Below are 13,972 nucleotides of genomic sequence, written 5' to 3'. Positions count from 1 at the left end.
ACCGACGCCAGTCCTCCGCGCGTTCTGCGCGACCGTGTTCTCCGTTTTCAGAATTTGCCGCCACGTAAAGGAGAACGCATGACCTACGCTTTTGAGGATTTCGAAATCGGCAGCGCCGTGACGCTGGGCGCGCACACGTTCACGAGAGAGGAGATCGTCGGATTTGCGGAGCGTTACGATCCGCAACCGTTTCATCTCTCCGAGGCGGCGGGCGAGGCGTCGCATTTCGGCGGGCTCGTCGCGAGCGGCTGGAACACCTGTTCCGCGATGATGGGCATCCTCGTGCGCGACATGTTGCGCGGTTCGACCTCGATGGGCTCGCCCGGTCTCGACAACATCCGCTGGATCAAGCCCGTGCGGGTCGGCGATACCGTGCGCCTCACCGTGCGCGTGCTCGACAAGCGCGTGTCGAAGAGCAAGCCGGATCGCGGCATCGTGCAGACGCGCTGGGAAGCGCACAACCAGAACGGCGAGCTCGTGCTGACCGTCGATTCCGCCGCGCTTTTCGGCCTGCGCAATCCTGTCGATTCAGGCGCTTCAGCCGCCTGACGCGTATTTCCCGAGTTCGAGCTTCGCGATCGCATTTCGATGCACTTCGTCGGGGCCGTCGGCTAAACGCAGCGTGCGCGCCGATGCATATGCATAAGCAAGCGGAAAGTCGTCGCAGACGCCTCCCGCGCCGTGTGCCTGGATCGCCCAGTCGATGACCTGGCACGCGACGTTCGGCGCGACGACCTTGATCATCGCGATTTCGCCGCGCGCGCCCTTGTTGCCGACGGTGTCCATCATGTACGCGGCCTTGAGCGTCAGAAGCCGCGCCTGCTCGATCATGATGCGCGCCTCGGCGATACGCTCCTGCGTCACGCCATGCTGCGCGATCGGCTTGCCGAACGCGACACGCGCGAGTGTGCGTCTCGTCATCAACTCGAGCGCGCGTTCGGCGAGTCCGATCAGACGCATGCAATGATGGATGCGCCCGGGCCCGAGCCGCCCCTGCGCGATTTCGAAGCCGCATCCTTCGCCTAACAGCATGTTCGTCGCGGGCACGCGCACGTTGTCGAGCGTGATGTCCATATGGCCGTGCGGCGCGTCGTCGTAGCCGAAGACGTTCAACGGCCGATGCACCGTGATGCCGCTCGCATCGGCGGGCACGAGAATCATCGATTGCTGCGCGTGTTTCGGCGCGTCGGCGTCGGTCTTGCCCATCACGATATACACCTTGCAGCGCGGATCGCCCGCGCCCGACGACCACCATTTGTGGCCGTCGATCACGTAGCTGTCGCCGTCCCGCGCGATGCTGCAGCGGATGTTCGTCGCATCCGATGACGCAACTTCCGGCTCCGTCATCAAAAACGCCGAGCGGATTTCGCCGCGCAACAGCGGCTCGAGCCATTGGGCTTTTTGCGCATCGGTGCCGTAGCGTTCGATGGTTTCCATGTTGCCCGTATCGGGCGCGCTGCAATTGAAGACTTCGGGCGCCCACGGCACGCGACCCATGATTTCGCACAAGGGCGCGTATTCGAGATTCGTGAGCCCCGCGCCGCGCGCCGATGCGGGCAGGAAGAGATTCCACAGTCCCTCGGCGCGCGCTTGCTCCTTCAAGCCTTCGATGAGGCGCGTCGGAATCCACGCGTTGCCAGCCGCGCGATTCGCCGCGATTTCATCGGCGTAAGCGCCTTCGTTGGGATAGATGTGCGCGTCGAAGAAAGCGAGCAGCTTCTCGCGCAACGCCTGCACCTTGGGCGTGTAGTCGAAGTTCATGCGCTTGTCCCCACTTTTTGTGCGTATGTCCACGCGAGTTCGGCCATCGGCCGCGCGCGCTTGCCCGCATCGACGGCTTGCGCGCTGGCGGCGGTGCCATCGACGACGCGCTTCATGATGCCCTGCAGGATCGCGGCGATGCGGAACATGTTGTAGGCGAGATAGAAGTTCCAGTCGCCTTCGATTGCGAAGCCGGTGCGCTCGCAATAGCGTTTCACGTACGCGGCTTCGTCGGGAATGCCGAGCGCCGCCCAGTCGAGTCCGGCGATGCCGCGAAACTGCGATGGGTCGACATGCCACGCCATGCAGTGATACGCGAAGTCGGCGAGCGGATCGCCGAGCGTCGACAGTTCCCAGTCGAGCACGGCGAGCACGCGCGGCTCGGCCGGATGAAAGATGAGATTGTCGAGCCGGAAGTCGCCGTGCACGACGCTGACTTTCGGTTCGCGGGACGCGGGAATATGCCGCGGCAACCAGTCGATCAGGCGATTCATCGCGTCGATCTTCTCGGTTTCGGACGCGACGTATTGCTTGCTCCAGCGTCCGATCTGCCGCTCGAAATAATTGCCCGGCTTGCCGTAGCCCGATAACCCGGCGGCCTCGACATCGACGGTATGGAGCGCTGCGATCACGCGATTCGTTTCCTCATAGATCGCGGCGCGCTCGACGGGCGTCATGCCGGGCAACGACTGATCCCACAGCACGCGGCCCTGGACGAACTCCATCACATAGAACGCGCGGCCGATCACGCTTTCGTCCTCGCATAACGCGAGCATGCGCGCGACGGGAACGTCGGTGGCGGCGAGCGCGTGCATCACGCGATACTCGCGCTCGATCGCATGCGCAGACGGCAAGAGTTTCGCCGCGGGTCCGGGCTTCGCGCGCATCACGTAACTGCGCGCGGGCGTGACGAGCTTGAATGTCGGATTCGACTGGCCGCCGGCAAATTGTTCGATGGTCAACGGGCCGTCGAAGCCATCGACGTTCGCCGCGAGCCACGCTACGAGCGCATCGGTATCGAAACGCTGTTTGTCCTGCACGGGCCGCGTTCCTTCGAACGCGGAGAAATCGGACTGCTTTTGCGTCTCGTTGTTCTGCATCGTCTCCTCCGGACTGCGGTTTTCAGTTCATGTCGCCGGCCTTGTAGCGAACGAATTGGGCGTAGAGCAGTTCCATCGTCGTATTGCGCACGTCGGCGTGCAGCGGCGAGGGCGGCGAATGATTGATCGCGTGCACGACCCAGTCGGCCGGCTTGTCGCCGACATCGAGCGCGTTGATGCAGCCCGTCGCCTGCGACAGATGCCCGAAGAACGCGCGCCCGCCCGCGGTGATCGCGTGCGAGAGCAGCGCGCGATTGACGCCACCGTGCAGCACGAGCAGCGCCGTGTCCCACGATCGATCTTCACGCAGACGCGCGACCGCAGGCAGCACGCGGTCGAGCAATTCGCCGATGGTTTCGCCGCCGAGGAATTGCGTCTCTTCCGGCACGACGCCATCGAACACCGAGAGAAACGCGCGCTCGATGTCCGACACCGTCAGATCCTTCAGCTTGCCGCCGCGAATTTCCTGCCACTCGGGCCACACTTCGATGTCGATGCTTTGCCCCGTCGCGTCGAGCACGCGTTGCGCGGTTTCGATCGTGCGCGGCAATCCGCTCGCGATCACGCGATCGAAGCGCACGTTCTGCGCGGCGAACTCGCGGCCCGCGGCGCTCGCTTCCTCGCGTCCGCGCTCGTTGAGCGGCACGCTTTCGGGATCGATCGCGCGGCCGCTGTCGTCGAAATAGGTGACGTCTCCATGACGCATCAGAAAGATGCGCCGGCGCTTCGGCAATTCGTAGTGAGCCATGAGCTTAGCGATAGTTCGGCTGGCGCTTTTCGAGGAACGCGGTGATGCCTTCGAGCGCGTCGCCGTGATGCAGCGCATCGACGAAACTGTCGCGCTCCATGTCGAGATGCGCGGCGAGCGGCTGCAGCTCGGCGGCGTTGATGAGCGACTTGATGCGCGCCATCGCTTTCGGCGACACGCTGCCGAGATCGTCGGCCCACGCGATAGCCGCATCGAGCGCGATGCCTTTCTTCGTCAGCCGGTTCACGACGCCGACTTCATGCAGCCGCGCCGCGCCGATCGGCTTCGCTTCGAGCAGCACTTCGCTCGCGAGCGTGCGCGGCAGCGTGCGTGACAGAAACCACGATGCGCCGCCATCGGGCGTCAGGCCGACGCGTGCATACGACATGACGAATCGGGCGTCATCGGCGGCGACGATCAGATCGCACGCGAGCGCGAGCGAGAAACCCGCGCCGGCCGCCGCGCCTTCGACGGCGGCAATGACCGGTTTCGTCGATGAGCGCAACGCGCTGATCCATTCCGCCAGCAGATCGATGCTTTCGCCTTGCACCGACGGATCCTTCGCGCGGTTTTCCAGCAGGCGATTCAGATTGCCGCCCGCGCAGAAGAAGTTGTCCGCGCCGGTCAGCACGATCGCGCGCACGCTGTTGTCGCGCTCCGCCGTGTTCAACGCCTCGATGCCGGCCGCGTACATGTCCGGATGCAGCGCGTTGCGCGCGCCGGGATTGGACAACTTGAGCACGAGCGTGGTGTCGCTGCCCGCGGGACGGTCTGTCAGAAGTTCGGCGCTCATCTGAGCTCCTCGGTATGGGTAAGCGAAAGTCCGAGCTGCGCGCGCCGCGTGAGCCACGGCGAGGGCCGGTAGCGCGGATCGCCGAGCGCGGTGCAAATGTTACGCAGGATCGTGAGGATCGTCGTCGCGCCGAGCGTATCGCCGAGCGCGAGCGGACCTTGCGGATAGCCCAGGCCGAGCATCACGGCGAGATCGATGTCCTCGGGCGTCGCGATGCCTTGCTGCGCGATATCGCAGCCGATATTGACGATCGTCGCGACGACGCGTTGCGCGACGAAGCCGGTCGAATCGCGGATCACGGAGACCGGCACGCCGTCGAAAGCGAGGAGGGCGTGCGCGGCGTCGCGCATCTCGGGCGAGGTCGCGGGCGTCGTCATGATCGTGCGGCGCGCGACCGTATCGAGCGGGAAGAGCGTATCGACGGCGACGACGCGCGTCGCATCGAGATGCTCGTTGACCGCGGCGGTGGTCGCATCGAAACCGAGCGGCGTCACGATGATGAGCGAATCCGGCTCCGGCGTGTGGCCCGCGTCGATGTGCACCGAGCAATCGCATTTGGCGATCAGCTTCAGCACTTGCTCGCGTCCTTCGTGCGATGCGCGGCTGATCCACACGCGCGTCGGCAGTTCGGTCGGCGCGGCGGGTTCGGGCGGCACGTCCTGCTTGCCATCGACATAGCGATAAAAACCTTCGCCTGCCTTGCGCCCGATGAGCCCGCCCGCGAGCCGCGTGCCCGTGATCGGCGACGGCTTGAAGCGCGGCTCCTCATAGAACTGGTGATAGATCGACTCCATCACCGGATGCGATACATCGAGCGCGGTGAGATCGAGCAGCTCGAACGGTCCGAGCCGAAAGCCTGCCTGCTCGCGCATGATGCGGTCGATTTCCGCGAAGCTCGCGACGCCTTCGCTCGCCACGCGCAGGCCTTCGGTGTTCATGCCGCGCCCGGCGTGATTGACGATGAAGCCCGGCATGTCCTTCGCGCGCACGGGCGTATGACCCATGCGGCGCGCGAGGTCCATCAATGCGTCGCCTGCGCGCGGGTCGCCGCGCAGTCCGTCGATGACTTCGACGACGCGCATCAACGGCACCGGGTTGAAGAAGTGAAAGCCCGCGACGCGCTCGGGATGCGCGCATCCGGCGGCGATCGCGGTGATCGAAAGCGACGACGTGTTCGACGCCAGAATGCAGCGCTCGCCGACCACGGCTTCGAGCTCGCGAAACAGTTCGCGCTTGAGGTCGAGGTTCTCGACGATCGCCTCGACGATGGCGTCGCAATCGGAGAGCTCGCCCGTGTCGCCCGCATCGCGGATGCGCGCGAGCGCCGCGTGCGCGTCGGCTTCCTTGAGCTTGCCTTTCGCGATGAGCTTCGCGAACGTGTCCGACAGATACTCGCGCGCCGCAGCGAGCGCTTTCGGATTCGTATCGTAGATGCGCACGCTGAGCCCGCCGAGCGCCGCGATCTGCGCGATGCCGCGCCCCATCGCGCCGCTGCCGACGATGCCGAGCGTTTCGATCTTGAAGTCTTGCGTACTCATGTTCCGTTCGACTCCTCGTTGTGGCGGTTATGGCGCGTGCGCCGCGGTTCAAAGCTTCGCGAGACGTTCCAGCGCGAGTGCGAGCGTTTCTTCCTTCTTCGCGAAGCAGAAGCGCACGACGCCCGATTCATGGCTCTCGTGATAGAACGCCGAAACGGGAATCGCCGCGACGCCGATCTCGCTCGTGAGCCATTGCGAGAACTCGGCTTCGGGCATGTCGCTGATCTTCGAATAATCGACGCACTGGAAGTAAGTGCCTTCGGACGGCAACAGCGAGAAGCGCGTCTTCGCGAGACCTTCGCGGAAGAAATCGCGCTTCTTCTGATAGAACGCGGGCAGTTCGAGATACGGTTTCGGGTCTTCGAGATAATGCGCGAGACCGATCTGCATCGGCGTGTTCACGGTGAACACGTTGAACTGATGCACCTTGCGGAATTCGGCCGTCAACGCGGCGGGCGCGGCCACATAGCCGACTTTCCAGCCGGTCACATGAAACGTCTTGCCGAAGCTCGACACGACGAAGCTGCGTTTCGCCAGCTCCGGATAGCGCGACACGCTTTCGTGCGGCGCGCCGTCGTAGACCATGTGCTCGTAGACTTCGTCGGAGACGATCAGCACATTGGTGTCGCGAACGATCTCTTCGAGCTTCTTCATGTCCTCCGCGCGCCACACGCGGCCGGTCGGATTGTGCGGCGTGTTGATCATGATGAGGCGCGTCCTCGGCGTGATCGCGGCGGCGATCTTGTCGAAGGGCAGCCCGTAGTCGGGCGCTTCGAGCGACACGAACACCGGCTTGCCACCCGCGAGTTCGATCGACGGCACATAGCTGTCGTACATTGGCTCGATGACGATGACTTCATCGCCCGGATGCACGCAGCACAGGATCGCCGTGAGCAGCGCCTGCGTCGCGCCGGCGGTCACGGTGATTTCGGTGTCGGGGTTATACGCGCGGCCGTAGAACGCGTCGATCTTGCGCGCGATCGCCTGGCGCAACGGCGCGGCGCCCGCCATCGGCGGATATTGATTGTGGCCGTCGCGCATGGCGGCCGCGACGGCATCGACGATGCGGGCGTCGCAATCGAAATCGGGGAAGCCCTGGCCGAGATTCACCGCGCCTTTTTGCGTGGCGAGCGCGCTCATCACGGTGAAGATGGTCGTGCCCACGTTGGGCAGACGCGACGGGAAGGAAAGTTCGGGCGGTGTCGGCGGCAATTCGTGCGTCGTGTTCATGGTCGGATGGGCGTTGAATTTGGCTCGCGACTATTTTAAGACACCGTCAGCCGATGGCCGCCTGTGCCTCGAATTCGATGACGAACGGCTTCGGCTCGGCGATGCGAAACGTGAAATCGCGCGCGACGCGCCGCGCGAGCTTCAGCACCGCGCGGTCTTTCGATACGAGCCACTGTGCGCCCGATGCGTGCGCGAGTTCGAGAAACTTCTGGTCGTCGCGGTCCTTGCATTGGGGCAGCGGACGCCCGTTTTCGTCGATGGTCGCGGCCACGAGCGTCGACAGGCGCGCGACGCTCGCGAGCGCGGCGGTCTTGTCGACGTCCATTCGCACGAATTGCGGATAGTCGAGCACGCGCGTGAGTTCCCTGAGACAGCGCTCGTCGATGAGCGCTTCGAGCGTGCGGGCAACGAGTGCGGCGTGAATCGGACGCGTGGCGGGGTCGTCGAATACGAGGATGTCGATCCACACATTCGAATCGAGCACCACGCGCGTGGAGCCAGGCTGCGGCGCGGCGGAATTGTCCATTCGATACAATCAGGGGTTTATGCCAATGATCGCCGGCGGCGTGCCGGCGAGCCTCCATGATAATCGTTCTCTCGCCCGCCAAATCGCTCGACTACGAGACGCCTGCCCATATCAAGAAGCACACGCTGCCGCAATTCGTCGATGACGCCGCGGAACTGATCGACGGACTGCGCGAACTTTCGCCGCAGCAGATCGGCGGCATGATGAGCATTTCGGACCCGCTCGCGGCGCTGAACTTCCAGCGTTACGCGGACTGGTCGAAGACCTTCGACACGAACAATTCCAAGCAGGCGGTGCTCGCGTTCAACGGCGACGTGTACGAAGGCTTTGCCGCGAAGTCGCTGTCTGCCGGCGATCTCGATTTCGCGCAAAATCATGTGCGCGTGCTGTCGGGGCTGTATGGTTTGTTGCGGCCGCTCGATTTGCTGCAGCCGTATCGGCTCGAAATGGGCACGAAGTTTCCGAATGCGCGCGGCAAAGACCTCTACGCTTTCTGGGGCGAGCGCATTACGGCGGCGCTCAACGAGCAGTTGCAGAGGCAGCGCGGCGCGCGGGTGCTCGTGAATTGCGCGTCGGAGGAATATTTCAAGTCGGTCAAGCCGAAGCTGCTGGCGGCTCCGGTCATCTCGCCCGTGTTCGAGGACTGGAAGGGCGGGCGCTACAAGATCATCAGCTTTCATGCGAAGCGCGCGCGCGGAATGATGGCGCGTTATGCGGTCGAGAACCGCATCGACGAACCGGAAGCGCTCAAGGGCTTCGACAGCGAAGGCTACAAATTCGATGCAAAAGCATCGAACGACACGACCTATGTATTTCGTCGCCGCGTCGCGGACTGAGATCCACGCGGCAAGCACGCAAGGAAACGCAGATGACTCTCTCTATCTCAAGCAACTTCGACGCGGGCGCGATCGAAGTCCTCAACGCCGACGATCCCGCCGACATTCGCCTGCGCATTCGTCCCGATTCGCACGCGGATTTCGCGCAATGGTTCTATTTCCGCGTGTCGGGCGCGCGCGGCGAGCGTCTCGTGATGACCTTCGAGAACGCGGCGCAGTGCGCGTTTCCCGAAGGCTGGCGCGACTATGAAGCGGTCGCCAGTTACGACCGCGTGAACTGGTTCCGCGTGTCGACGGAGTACGACGGGCAGGTGATGAAGATCGATCACACGCCTGACTTCGATCGCATCTATTACGCGTACTTCGAGCCGTACAGCGAAGAGCGCCACTCGGAGTTTCTCGGCGCGGTCCAGCAGATGCCGCTCGCGACGCTGACCGAGCTCGGCAGCACGGTTCAGGGCCGCCCGATATCGGTGCTGTCGCTCGGCATCCCGGATTTCGGCGACGCCGAGCCGAAGAAGAAAGTCTGGATCATCGCGCGTCAGCATCCGGGCGAGACGATGGCGGAATGGTTCGTCGAAGGACTCGTGAAGCGTCTCGCCGGTTTCGGCGACTGGGCGGGCGATCCGGTGGCGCGCGCGCTCTTCGAGCGGGCCATTTTCCATATCGTGCCGAACATGAATCCGGACGGCAGCGTGCTCGGCAATCTGCGCACCAACGCGGCGGGCGCGAACCTCAACCGCGAATGGATGGAGCCGAGCGCGCAACGCAGTCCGGAAGTGCTGGTCGTGCGCGAGGCGATCGAGGAGACGGGCTGCGACCTGTTCTTCGATATCCACGGCGACGAAGCCATTCCGTACGTGTTCGTCGCGGGCTCGGAGATGCTGCCGGGCTTCACCGAGCAGCAGGCGAAGGAGCAGAAGGCGTTCGTCGATTTCTTCAAGCAGGCGAGCCCGGATTTCCAGGACGTCCACGGCTACGAGTCGAGCAAGTATCAGACAGATGCGCTCAAGCTCGCATCGAAGTACATCGGCAACGAGTATAAATGCCTGTCGCTTACGCTCGAGATGCCGTTCAAGGACAACGCGAATCTGCCCGACGAGAGCGTCGGCTGGAACGGCGCGCGCAGCGCGGCGCTCGGCGCATCGATGCTGCAAGCCATTCTGTGGCATCTGCAGGCGTTCGGCGCCTGAGCGCCGCCGACTTGCCGCCGATGTGAAAAGGGCGTGGCCGCTTCATGCAGCCACGCCCTTTTTTGTCGTGTCTTCGTCGCAGGACGAAGGGAGCTAGTGCTTCTTGGTGGTCTTTTTCGTCGACTTGGTCGAGGACTTCGACGTGCTCTTCGACTTACCCGACGACGCCTTCGTCTTCGCGCCGTGCTTGCCCTTCGTGGCGTGCGTCGAGCGAGGTTCAGCGCGCGCGCGCAATGGCGGGACGGGATCGTTCCAGCCGAAAGCGAGCATCTGACTGCCGACATAACCGCAGCGGAACTTGAGCGGAGTGGGATCGTTCCCGCCGTCCTTCGGCATGCCTTGACCTTCGACGGTCACGACATTGTCCACTTTGATTCGCTGCTTCTTCTCGTCGAACGAATCGTTCCACGGCTCGATCGCGGAATGCGAGGCATCGAACGAGGCAGGCGGAAATTCGACGTGATCGAACGCCGACGACGTGCTGGCGATGAAGTTGCCATGTGCAGCGCAATCCGCGACGAGCGGGTTGGCTTTGAAATCGGTGACGAAGTGGTGAATCAGTTCGTTGCGCTCGTCGAGCGAATCGGCAAAAGCGGACACGGCGCATGCCAACGATGCACATACCGCCAACCGGCCGACGAGCCGCAGGAGCCGGCGCGGTGCGAAGTTACTTTCCATCAAGTCTGGCGCTAAGAAGACACGGGCAAGTAAGATGCGCCGTGTGGGGAGGGAGTTCAATCTTATCGTACTTTGTGCGTGTACCCATCGCCCGGAGTCCGATATCCGACTCCGCCAGTAGCAGTGAATTGATACGTTTCGCGCAACCTAGACGCGCGGGCCGCGGTCCAGGCGATAGCGGCGCACGTCATAGGTGGTGATCCAGGCGGGCTTGTACACCGTGATCAATATGGTGAGCAGGCCCGTGAAGAGCGCCTCGCCGGCGCCCAGCAGCAGCGAGCCGCGCGTGAATGCCGGAGGCACGATGACCGGGCCGCCGGCAAGCGCCATCTCGAGCCCGACGGTCGCGCCACAAGCGGCGGCCACCGCAACCGCCGACGTGATGAACCCGTGTCCGGCGATGAAGGTAAAGAGATTGCGCGGCAAGCATAGGTTGCTCAAGCGCTGCAGCAATGTCGACACAGCGACGGGCACTGCGCCGAAGAGAAGATAGGTGGTCGCGACCGACAGCCACGATGCATCGAGCACGACGGCCGCGAGACCCGTGGTCGCGGCCGTGCCGATGAGCGCGAGCCGCCAGTCGAACAGCGTGACCATCAACGTTGCGCCCAATAGATGGATGACGGGTCCGTCATCGAACCATGCGTTGCATGCCCATAGCACCGAGATCGCGACGATGACGCCAAGCCACACGTTTTGCAGCGTGGCGTCCTGCAGGCGAGCGAACGGACGCTGCAGCATTGCGAGCGCGAGCAGCCCCGCGGCGGCGATCCAGCTGCCGACGGTTAGCCAAAGCGGTAGCGGTGTGTAGAAGAACCCCATGCCTTGCATATTACTCGTTGCGCGTAAAACGTGTGCGCAAAGGACGGACCCGTTTGCCTCGTTTGTTGCTAGAACGTTGATTCAGGCTCGGCGGCCATCGGCAGCGCGGCCGCATCGTTGTCGAGAAGCGACGGATAGCGCGTCCGCGGCCGGCGCAGCGGAATCACGCCTGGCTGGCCCGATACGACGCGCACCGGTTTCTCGCCTCCGCTGCGCAGAATCTCGAGATGCGAATTCTGCACGCCGTTGTAGATCGCGACCGCGGCCGCGCGATTTGTCGCGCCCAGCTGCTGGAAGATACTTGCAAGGTGGATTTTCACCGTGCCTTCGCTGATACCGAGCGTCTTCGCGATCATCTTGTTCGTGCTGCCCATGTGCACGCAGCGCATGATCTGCTGTTGTCGCGGTGACAGCGTCGGATGATGGCGAATCTTCGGCAGCTTGGCACTGTTTCGAATGCGGCGGTTGGTGAGCTCAAGCGTCAGTTCCGGGTCGACCACGTCCGGCGGAATGTAATGTCCACCGACGAGGACCATCTCCAGCGCGCGGAGTATCAGGATGGGATCGAGGGCGCGCGGGATCACGCCCATTGCGCCGACGCTCATCAGCGCGTAGACCAGCGCGGCGCCGCAACGGTCGACCATGATGGCCGCTGGCACATCTGGGGCGTCGTCGAGCAGGATCTGCAGGTCGCCGGTGCGCAGTTCGGGCGCCCAGTCGATCACGATCATGTCAGGGGAGGAGCGCTTCAAGGCGGAACGGGCTTGTCTCCAATCCTTCGCCTCGATGAATTGCGCTTGGCGCGCAACGCGGCGCAGCAATGTTTTAAGGCCCGCCCGGCGTTCTGCGTCGGAACCAATGATGTTGATTATCATGCTTCACCTCTTGTCAATACACCGTCGCCTACCGGCTTCGGAACTCGGCGCCGGTTTGCATCGGCGCCAGTCGGTATGTTGACAAATTTAAGGTGATTTGGCCCCCTATCCGAATGGCATAGGCATAAATACACAAAACCCCGCACGCGGCGGGGTTCTTTTTGGCGTAAATAGCTGCTATCGAGCATCGTTAATGGAAATGTGGCTGCGCAGGATCAGCGTCTTCCGGCATTTCAGCGTGGACGATCTCGCCGAGCGGATCGGCATAGAGCGGCACGCCGCAGTCGTCGCAGAACTCCGGTTCGAAGCGTCCCGCATGGCGGCGTACGTCAGAGACACCTGTCTTCTTCAGCAACTCGACGATTTCTTCCACCGGTCCATTGGCGCCCTCGAGATCGACCGGATCCTCGTCCATTCCGAGTTCCCCGTTCTCGCGGCCGTAGAGCGGCCACACGACGCCGTAGATCACATCGTTGCTGCCGCGACGTGTAAAGCCGATGCGGTATTCGTCGATGCGCCGCTCGCCGAAGCCCGCGATGACCGCGCGCAAGTCCTGGGGCGCGGTGCCGAGCGTATCGAACAGATATCGGACGGCGGTACGTACGGTGTGCGGACGCACCTGCTCGTCGGCGTCGCGGCAGGCGGAGTAGTAGGCGTCAGGAAGCAAGCACTCGAACTCGCAGCCCGGCAGAATTGCCGCGAAGCTCGGTCCGCCTTGCGCGGCCCACTGTTCGAGGCATTGACCGCGCTCCACGCGGCTGCCGTTTTCGTCTTCCTGCCAGCGAAAGAACGCCGCACCGGCCGGTACGACGACCAGCGCCAATAGAAATCGCGGGTCCGCGAGAATCGGCGAGGTTTCCGGGAGGTCCGACAGATTCAGACGTGCGACGCTGCCGCTCGTCACCGTCTGCAGCAACTGTTGCGCGAGGCGCGACGTATCCACATGGTGGCGTGGCAACTGATCGATGCTGTACAGATAGGGCGCGACGGCTACCCGGGCATCGGCTGCGAGCACATGAGCCTGCATCTGCGTGCGCAGTGCGTCGACGGCATCGCCCTTGAGCGAGCCCGATGGAATCGCGTAGCGCGTCCACGCGAGCACCGGCGCGGCAATGAGCAAGGCTTCATGCGGTGCGCCTTCGATGTCGAATCTGAACGACTCGCTGTGCGTCTCGGCCATATCGGCGAGCGCGCCGTAGGCGTCCGGATGATTCTGCTGCAGATGGTCGAGCGCGGCGTCGAGCGTCGTCTGATTGCCGTTGCGCACGAGTTTGGCGATGAGCGTGTCGAGGCGAGCTTCCCAGAAGCGGTCCTCGACACGGCTGCCGGACGCGAAAAGCGCGAGGGAGAGGCTGACGAGCTTGTCTGCATCTGGGGGAATACGTTTTGCGATTCGCGAGCGCATATAGATACTAGAGTGAATTAGTGCGGTGAACCTTTGATTGTAGTCGCTCGGGCGATGCTTTTATCGTGCGGCGTTGCAACACGTCGATCGGAGGAGAGTGCAGGGTGACTTGGAGCGCCACGATAATTTCTTTGCATCCCCTTGCGGTGTCGGGATTCGCTCACTAGAATTCCGTTCCTTCGCGATTCGATGAACGCGAAGGAAGCGGGAGAGGGCGGTATCGGCGGTGTGCTCGGGGGTAGGTTGTAGAAGGCTCCGGGCGCGGATCGGCAAGAAAAAGAAACTTCGAATTCTTGTTGACACGAACCGAAACGTTCTTCATAATCTCGTTTCTCTGCTGCTGATGCAGCGACGCAAGACGGAAGTTGAAGTAAGGCTTGTCTTGCGATGTGCTCTTTAAAAACTAACAGCCGATAAGTGTGGGCGCTTGATGGCGAGTGCGGCTGGTTCTTCGGAATCGGCGATAG

General features: G+C 63.2%; 14 protein-coding genes. 3 read left to right on the top strand and 11 right to left on the bottom strand.

The window, feature by feature from the left end; all coding sequences use genetic code 11:
- The first annotated feature begins 78 nt into the window (after positions 1-78).
- Positions 79-549, top strand: a complete 471-nt coding sequence (locus NCS03_RS08965) for a MaoC family dehydratase (RefSeq protein ID WP_250521186.1) — start codon at positions 79-81, stop codon at positions 547-549.
- Here the strand turns inward: NCS03_RS08965 and NCS03_RS08960 are convergent.
- From NCS03_RS08960 to NCS03_RS08930, 7 genes are read right to left on the bottom strand one after another with little or no spacing between them, the layout of a single operon-like run.
- Positions 538-1,761 (bottom strand): acyl-CoA dehydrogenase family protein, encoded by a 1,224-nt coding sequence (locus tag NCS03_RS08960; RefSeq protein WP_250529072.1) that lies wholly within the window; start codon positions 1,759-1,761, stop codon positions 538-540. The genes NCS03_RS08965 and NCS03_RS08960 overlap by 12 nt on opposite strands.
- Positions 1,758-2,861 carry a phosphotransferase gene (locus NCS03_RS08955; protein WP_008341699.1) on the bottom strand — a complete coding sequence of 368 codons (1,104 nt, stop codon included), beginning with the start codon at positions 2,859-2,861 and terminating at the stop codon, positions 1,758-1,760. The genes NCS03_RS08960 and NCS03_RS08955 overlap by 4 nt, the downstream gene beginning before the upstream one ends.
- 22 nt (positions 2,862-2,883) lie before the next feature.
- A complete protein-coding gene (locus NCS03_RS08950; RefSeq protein ID WP_008341696.1) occupies positions 2,884-3,609 on the bottom strand; it encodes a histidine phosphatase family protein in 726 nt (241 codons plus the stop codon).
- 4 nt (positions 3,610-3,613) lie between these two features.
- Entirely contained in the window at positions 3,614-4,402 is a 789-nt protein-coding gene (locus tag NCS03_RS08945; RefSeq protein WP_008341693.1) for an oxepin-CoA hydrolase, alternative type, read from the bottom strand.
- A complete protein-coding gene (locus tag NCS03_RS08940) occupies positions 4,399-5,940 on the bottom strand; it encodes a 3-hydroxyacyl-CoA dehydrogenase (protein ID WP_008341692.1) in 1,542 nt (513 codons plus the stop codon). The genes NCS03_RS08945 and NCS03_RS08940 overlap by 4 nt, the downstream gene beginning before the upstream one ends.
- A gap of 48 nt (positions 5,941-5,988) precedes the next feature.
- Positions 5,989-7,170 (bottom strand): pyridoxal phosphate-dependent aminotransferase, encoded by a 1,182-nt coding sequence (locus NCS03_RS08935; RefSeq protein ID WP_250529071.1) that lies wholly within the window; start codon positions 7,168-7,170, stop codon positions 5,989-5,991.
- A gap of 46 nt (positions 7,171-7,216) precedes the next feature.
- Positions 7,217-7,696: a putative toxin-antitoxin system toxin component, PIN family gene (locus NCS03_RS08930; protein ID WP_250529070.1), complete on the bottom strand. Its 480-nt coding sequence runs from the start codon at positions 7,694-7,696 to the stop codon at positions 7,217-7,219.
- A gap of 56 nt (positions 7,697-7,752) precedes the next feature.
- Here NCS03_RS08930 and yaaA point away from each other — a divergent pair, with 56 nt between their 5' ends.
- Positions 7,753-8,532 (top strand): peroxide stress protein YaaA, encoded by a 780-nt coding sequence (gene yaaA / locus NCS03_RS08925; protein WP_008341685.1) that lies wholly within the window; start codon positions 7,753-7,755, stop codon positions 8,530-8,532.
- Between the two features lie 32 nt (positions 8,533-8,564).
- The gene (locus NCS03_RS08920) at positions 8,565-9,725 is read left to right on the top strand and encodes a M14 family metallopeptidase (protein WP_008341683.1); all 1,161 of its coding nucleotides are present in this window, start codon (positions 8,565-8,567) and stop codon (positions 9,723-9,725) included.
- 93 nt (positions 9,726-9,818) lie between these two features.
- On the opposite strand, the gene NCS03_RS08915 is transcribed toward NCS03_RS08920, so the two are convergent.
- The 4 genes from NCS03_RS08915 to NCS03_RS08900 all read right to left on the bottom strand — a co-directional run bounded on the left by NCS03_RS08915 (position 9,819) and on the right by NCS03_RS08900 (position 13,505).
- Positions 9,819-10,403, bottom strand: a complete 585-nt coding sequence (locus NCS03_RS08915) for a BspC domain-containing protein (RefSeq protein ID WP_250434875.1) — start codon at positions 10,401-10,403, stop codon at positions 9,819-9,821.
- 147 nt (positions 10,404-10,550) lie between these two features.
- Positions 10,551-11,225, bottom strand: coding sequence for a membrane protein (locus NCS03_RS08910; protein WP_033535783.1), 675 nt, complete (start codon positions 11,223-11,225; stop codon positions 10,551-10,553).
- Positions 11,226-11,293: 68 nt separating this feature from the next.
- Complete coding sequence (locus tag NCS03_RS08905; RefSeq protein WP_250439923.1) at positions 11,294-12,100, bottom strand: helix-turn-helix transcriptional regulator; 807 nt, start codon at positions 12,098-12,100, stop codon at positions 11,294-11,296.
- Between the two features lie 190 nt (positions 12,101-12,290).
- Positions 12,291-13,505 (bottom strand): DUF2863 family protein, encoded by a 1,215-nt coding sequence (locus NCS03_RS08900; RefSeq protein WP_175983165.1) that lies wholly within the window; start codon positions 13,503-13,505, stop codon positions 12,291-12,293.
- Between the last annotated feature and the right edge of the window lie 467 nt (positions 13,506-13,972).

Origin of the sequence: Caballeronia sp. ATUFL_F1_KS4A (assembly GCF_023630905.1) — a bacterium.
Taxonomy (GTDB): domain Bacteria; phylum Pseudomonadota; class Gammaproteobacteria; order Burkholderiales; family Burkholderiaceae; genus Caballeronia; species Caballeronia zhejiangensis.
Note: the sequence above shows the minus strand (reverse complement) of the source record. Positions and strands in the feature narration are given on the sequence as shown.

Coding starts and splice junctions, on each gene's coding strand:
- NCS03_RS08910 (WP_033535783.1), bottom strand. CDS start 11,225: ATGGGGTTCTTCTACACACCGCTACCGCTTTGGCTAACCGTCGGCAGC.
- NCS03_RS08920 (WP_008341683.1), top strand. CDS start 8,565: ATGACTCTCTCTATCTCAAGCAACTTCGACGCGGGCGCGATCGAAGTC.
- NCS03_RS08960 (WP_250529072.1), bottom strand. CDS start 1,761: ATGAACTTCGACTACACGCCCAAGGTGCAGGCGTTGCGCGAGAAGCTG.
- NCS03_RS08900 (WP_175983165.1), bottom strand. CDS start 13,505: ATGCGCTCGCGAATCGCAAAACGTATTCCCCCAGATGCAGACAAGCTC.
- NCS03_RS08945 (WP_008341693.1), bottom strand. CDS start 4,402: ATGAGCGCCGAACTTCTGACAGACCGTCCCGCGGGCAGCGACACCACG.
- NCS03_RS08935 (WP_250529071.1), bottom strand. CDS start 7,170: ATGAACACGACGCACGAATTGCCGCCGACACCGCCCGAACTTTCCTTC.
- NCS03_RS08940 (WP_008341692.1), bottom strand. CDS start 5,940: ATGAGTACGCAAGACTTCAAGATCGAAACGCTCGGCATCGTCGGCAGC.
- yaaA (WP_008341685.1), top strand. CDS start 7,753: ATGATAATCGTTCTCTCGCCCGCCAAATCGCTCGACTACGAGACGCCT.
- NCS03_RS08905 (WP_250439923.1), bottom strand. CDS start 12,100: ATGATAATCAACATCATTGGTTCCGACGCAGAACGCCGGGCGGGCCTT.
- NCS03_RS08950 (WP_008341696.1), bottom strand. CDS start 3,609: ATGGCTCACTACGAATTGCCGAAGCGCCGGCGCATCTTTCTGATGCGT.
- NCS03_RS08930 (WP_250529070.1), bottom strand. CDS start 7,696: ATGGACAATTCCGCCGCGCCGCAGCCTGGCTCCACGCGCGTGGTGCTC.
- NCS03_RS08915 (WP_250434875.1), bottom strand. CDS start 10,403: ATGGAAAGTAACTTCGCACCGCGCCGGCTCCTGCGGCTCGTCGGCCGG.
- NCS03_RS08955 (WP_008341699.1), bottom strand. CDS start 2,861: ATGCAGAACAACGAGACGCAAAAGCAGTCCGATTTCTCCGCGTTCGAA.
- NCS03_RS08965 (WP_250521186.1), top strand. CDS start 79: ATGACCTACGCTTTTGAGGATTTCGAAATCGGCAGCGCCGTGACGCTG.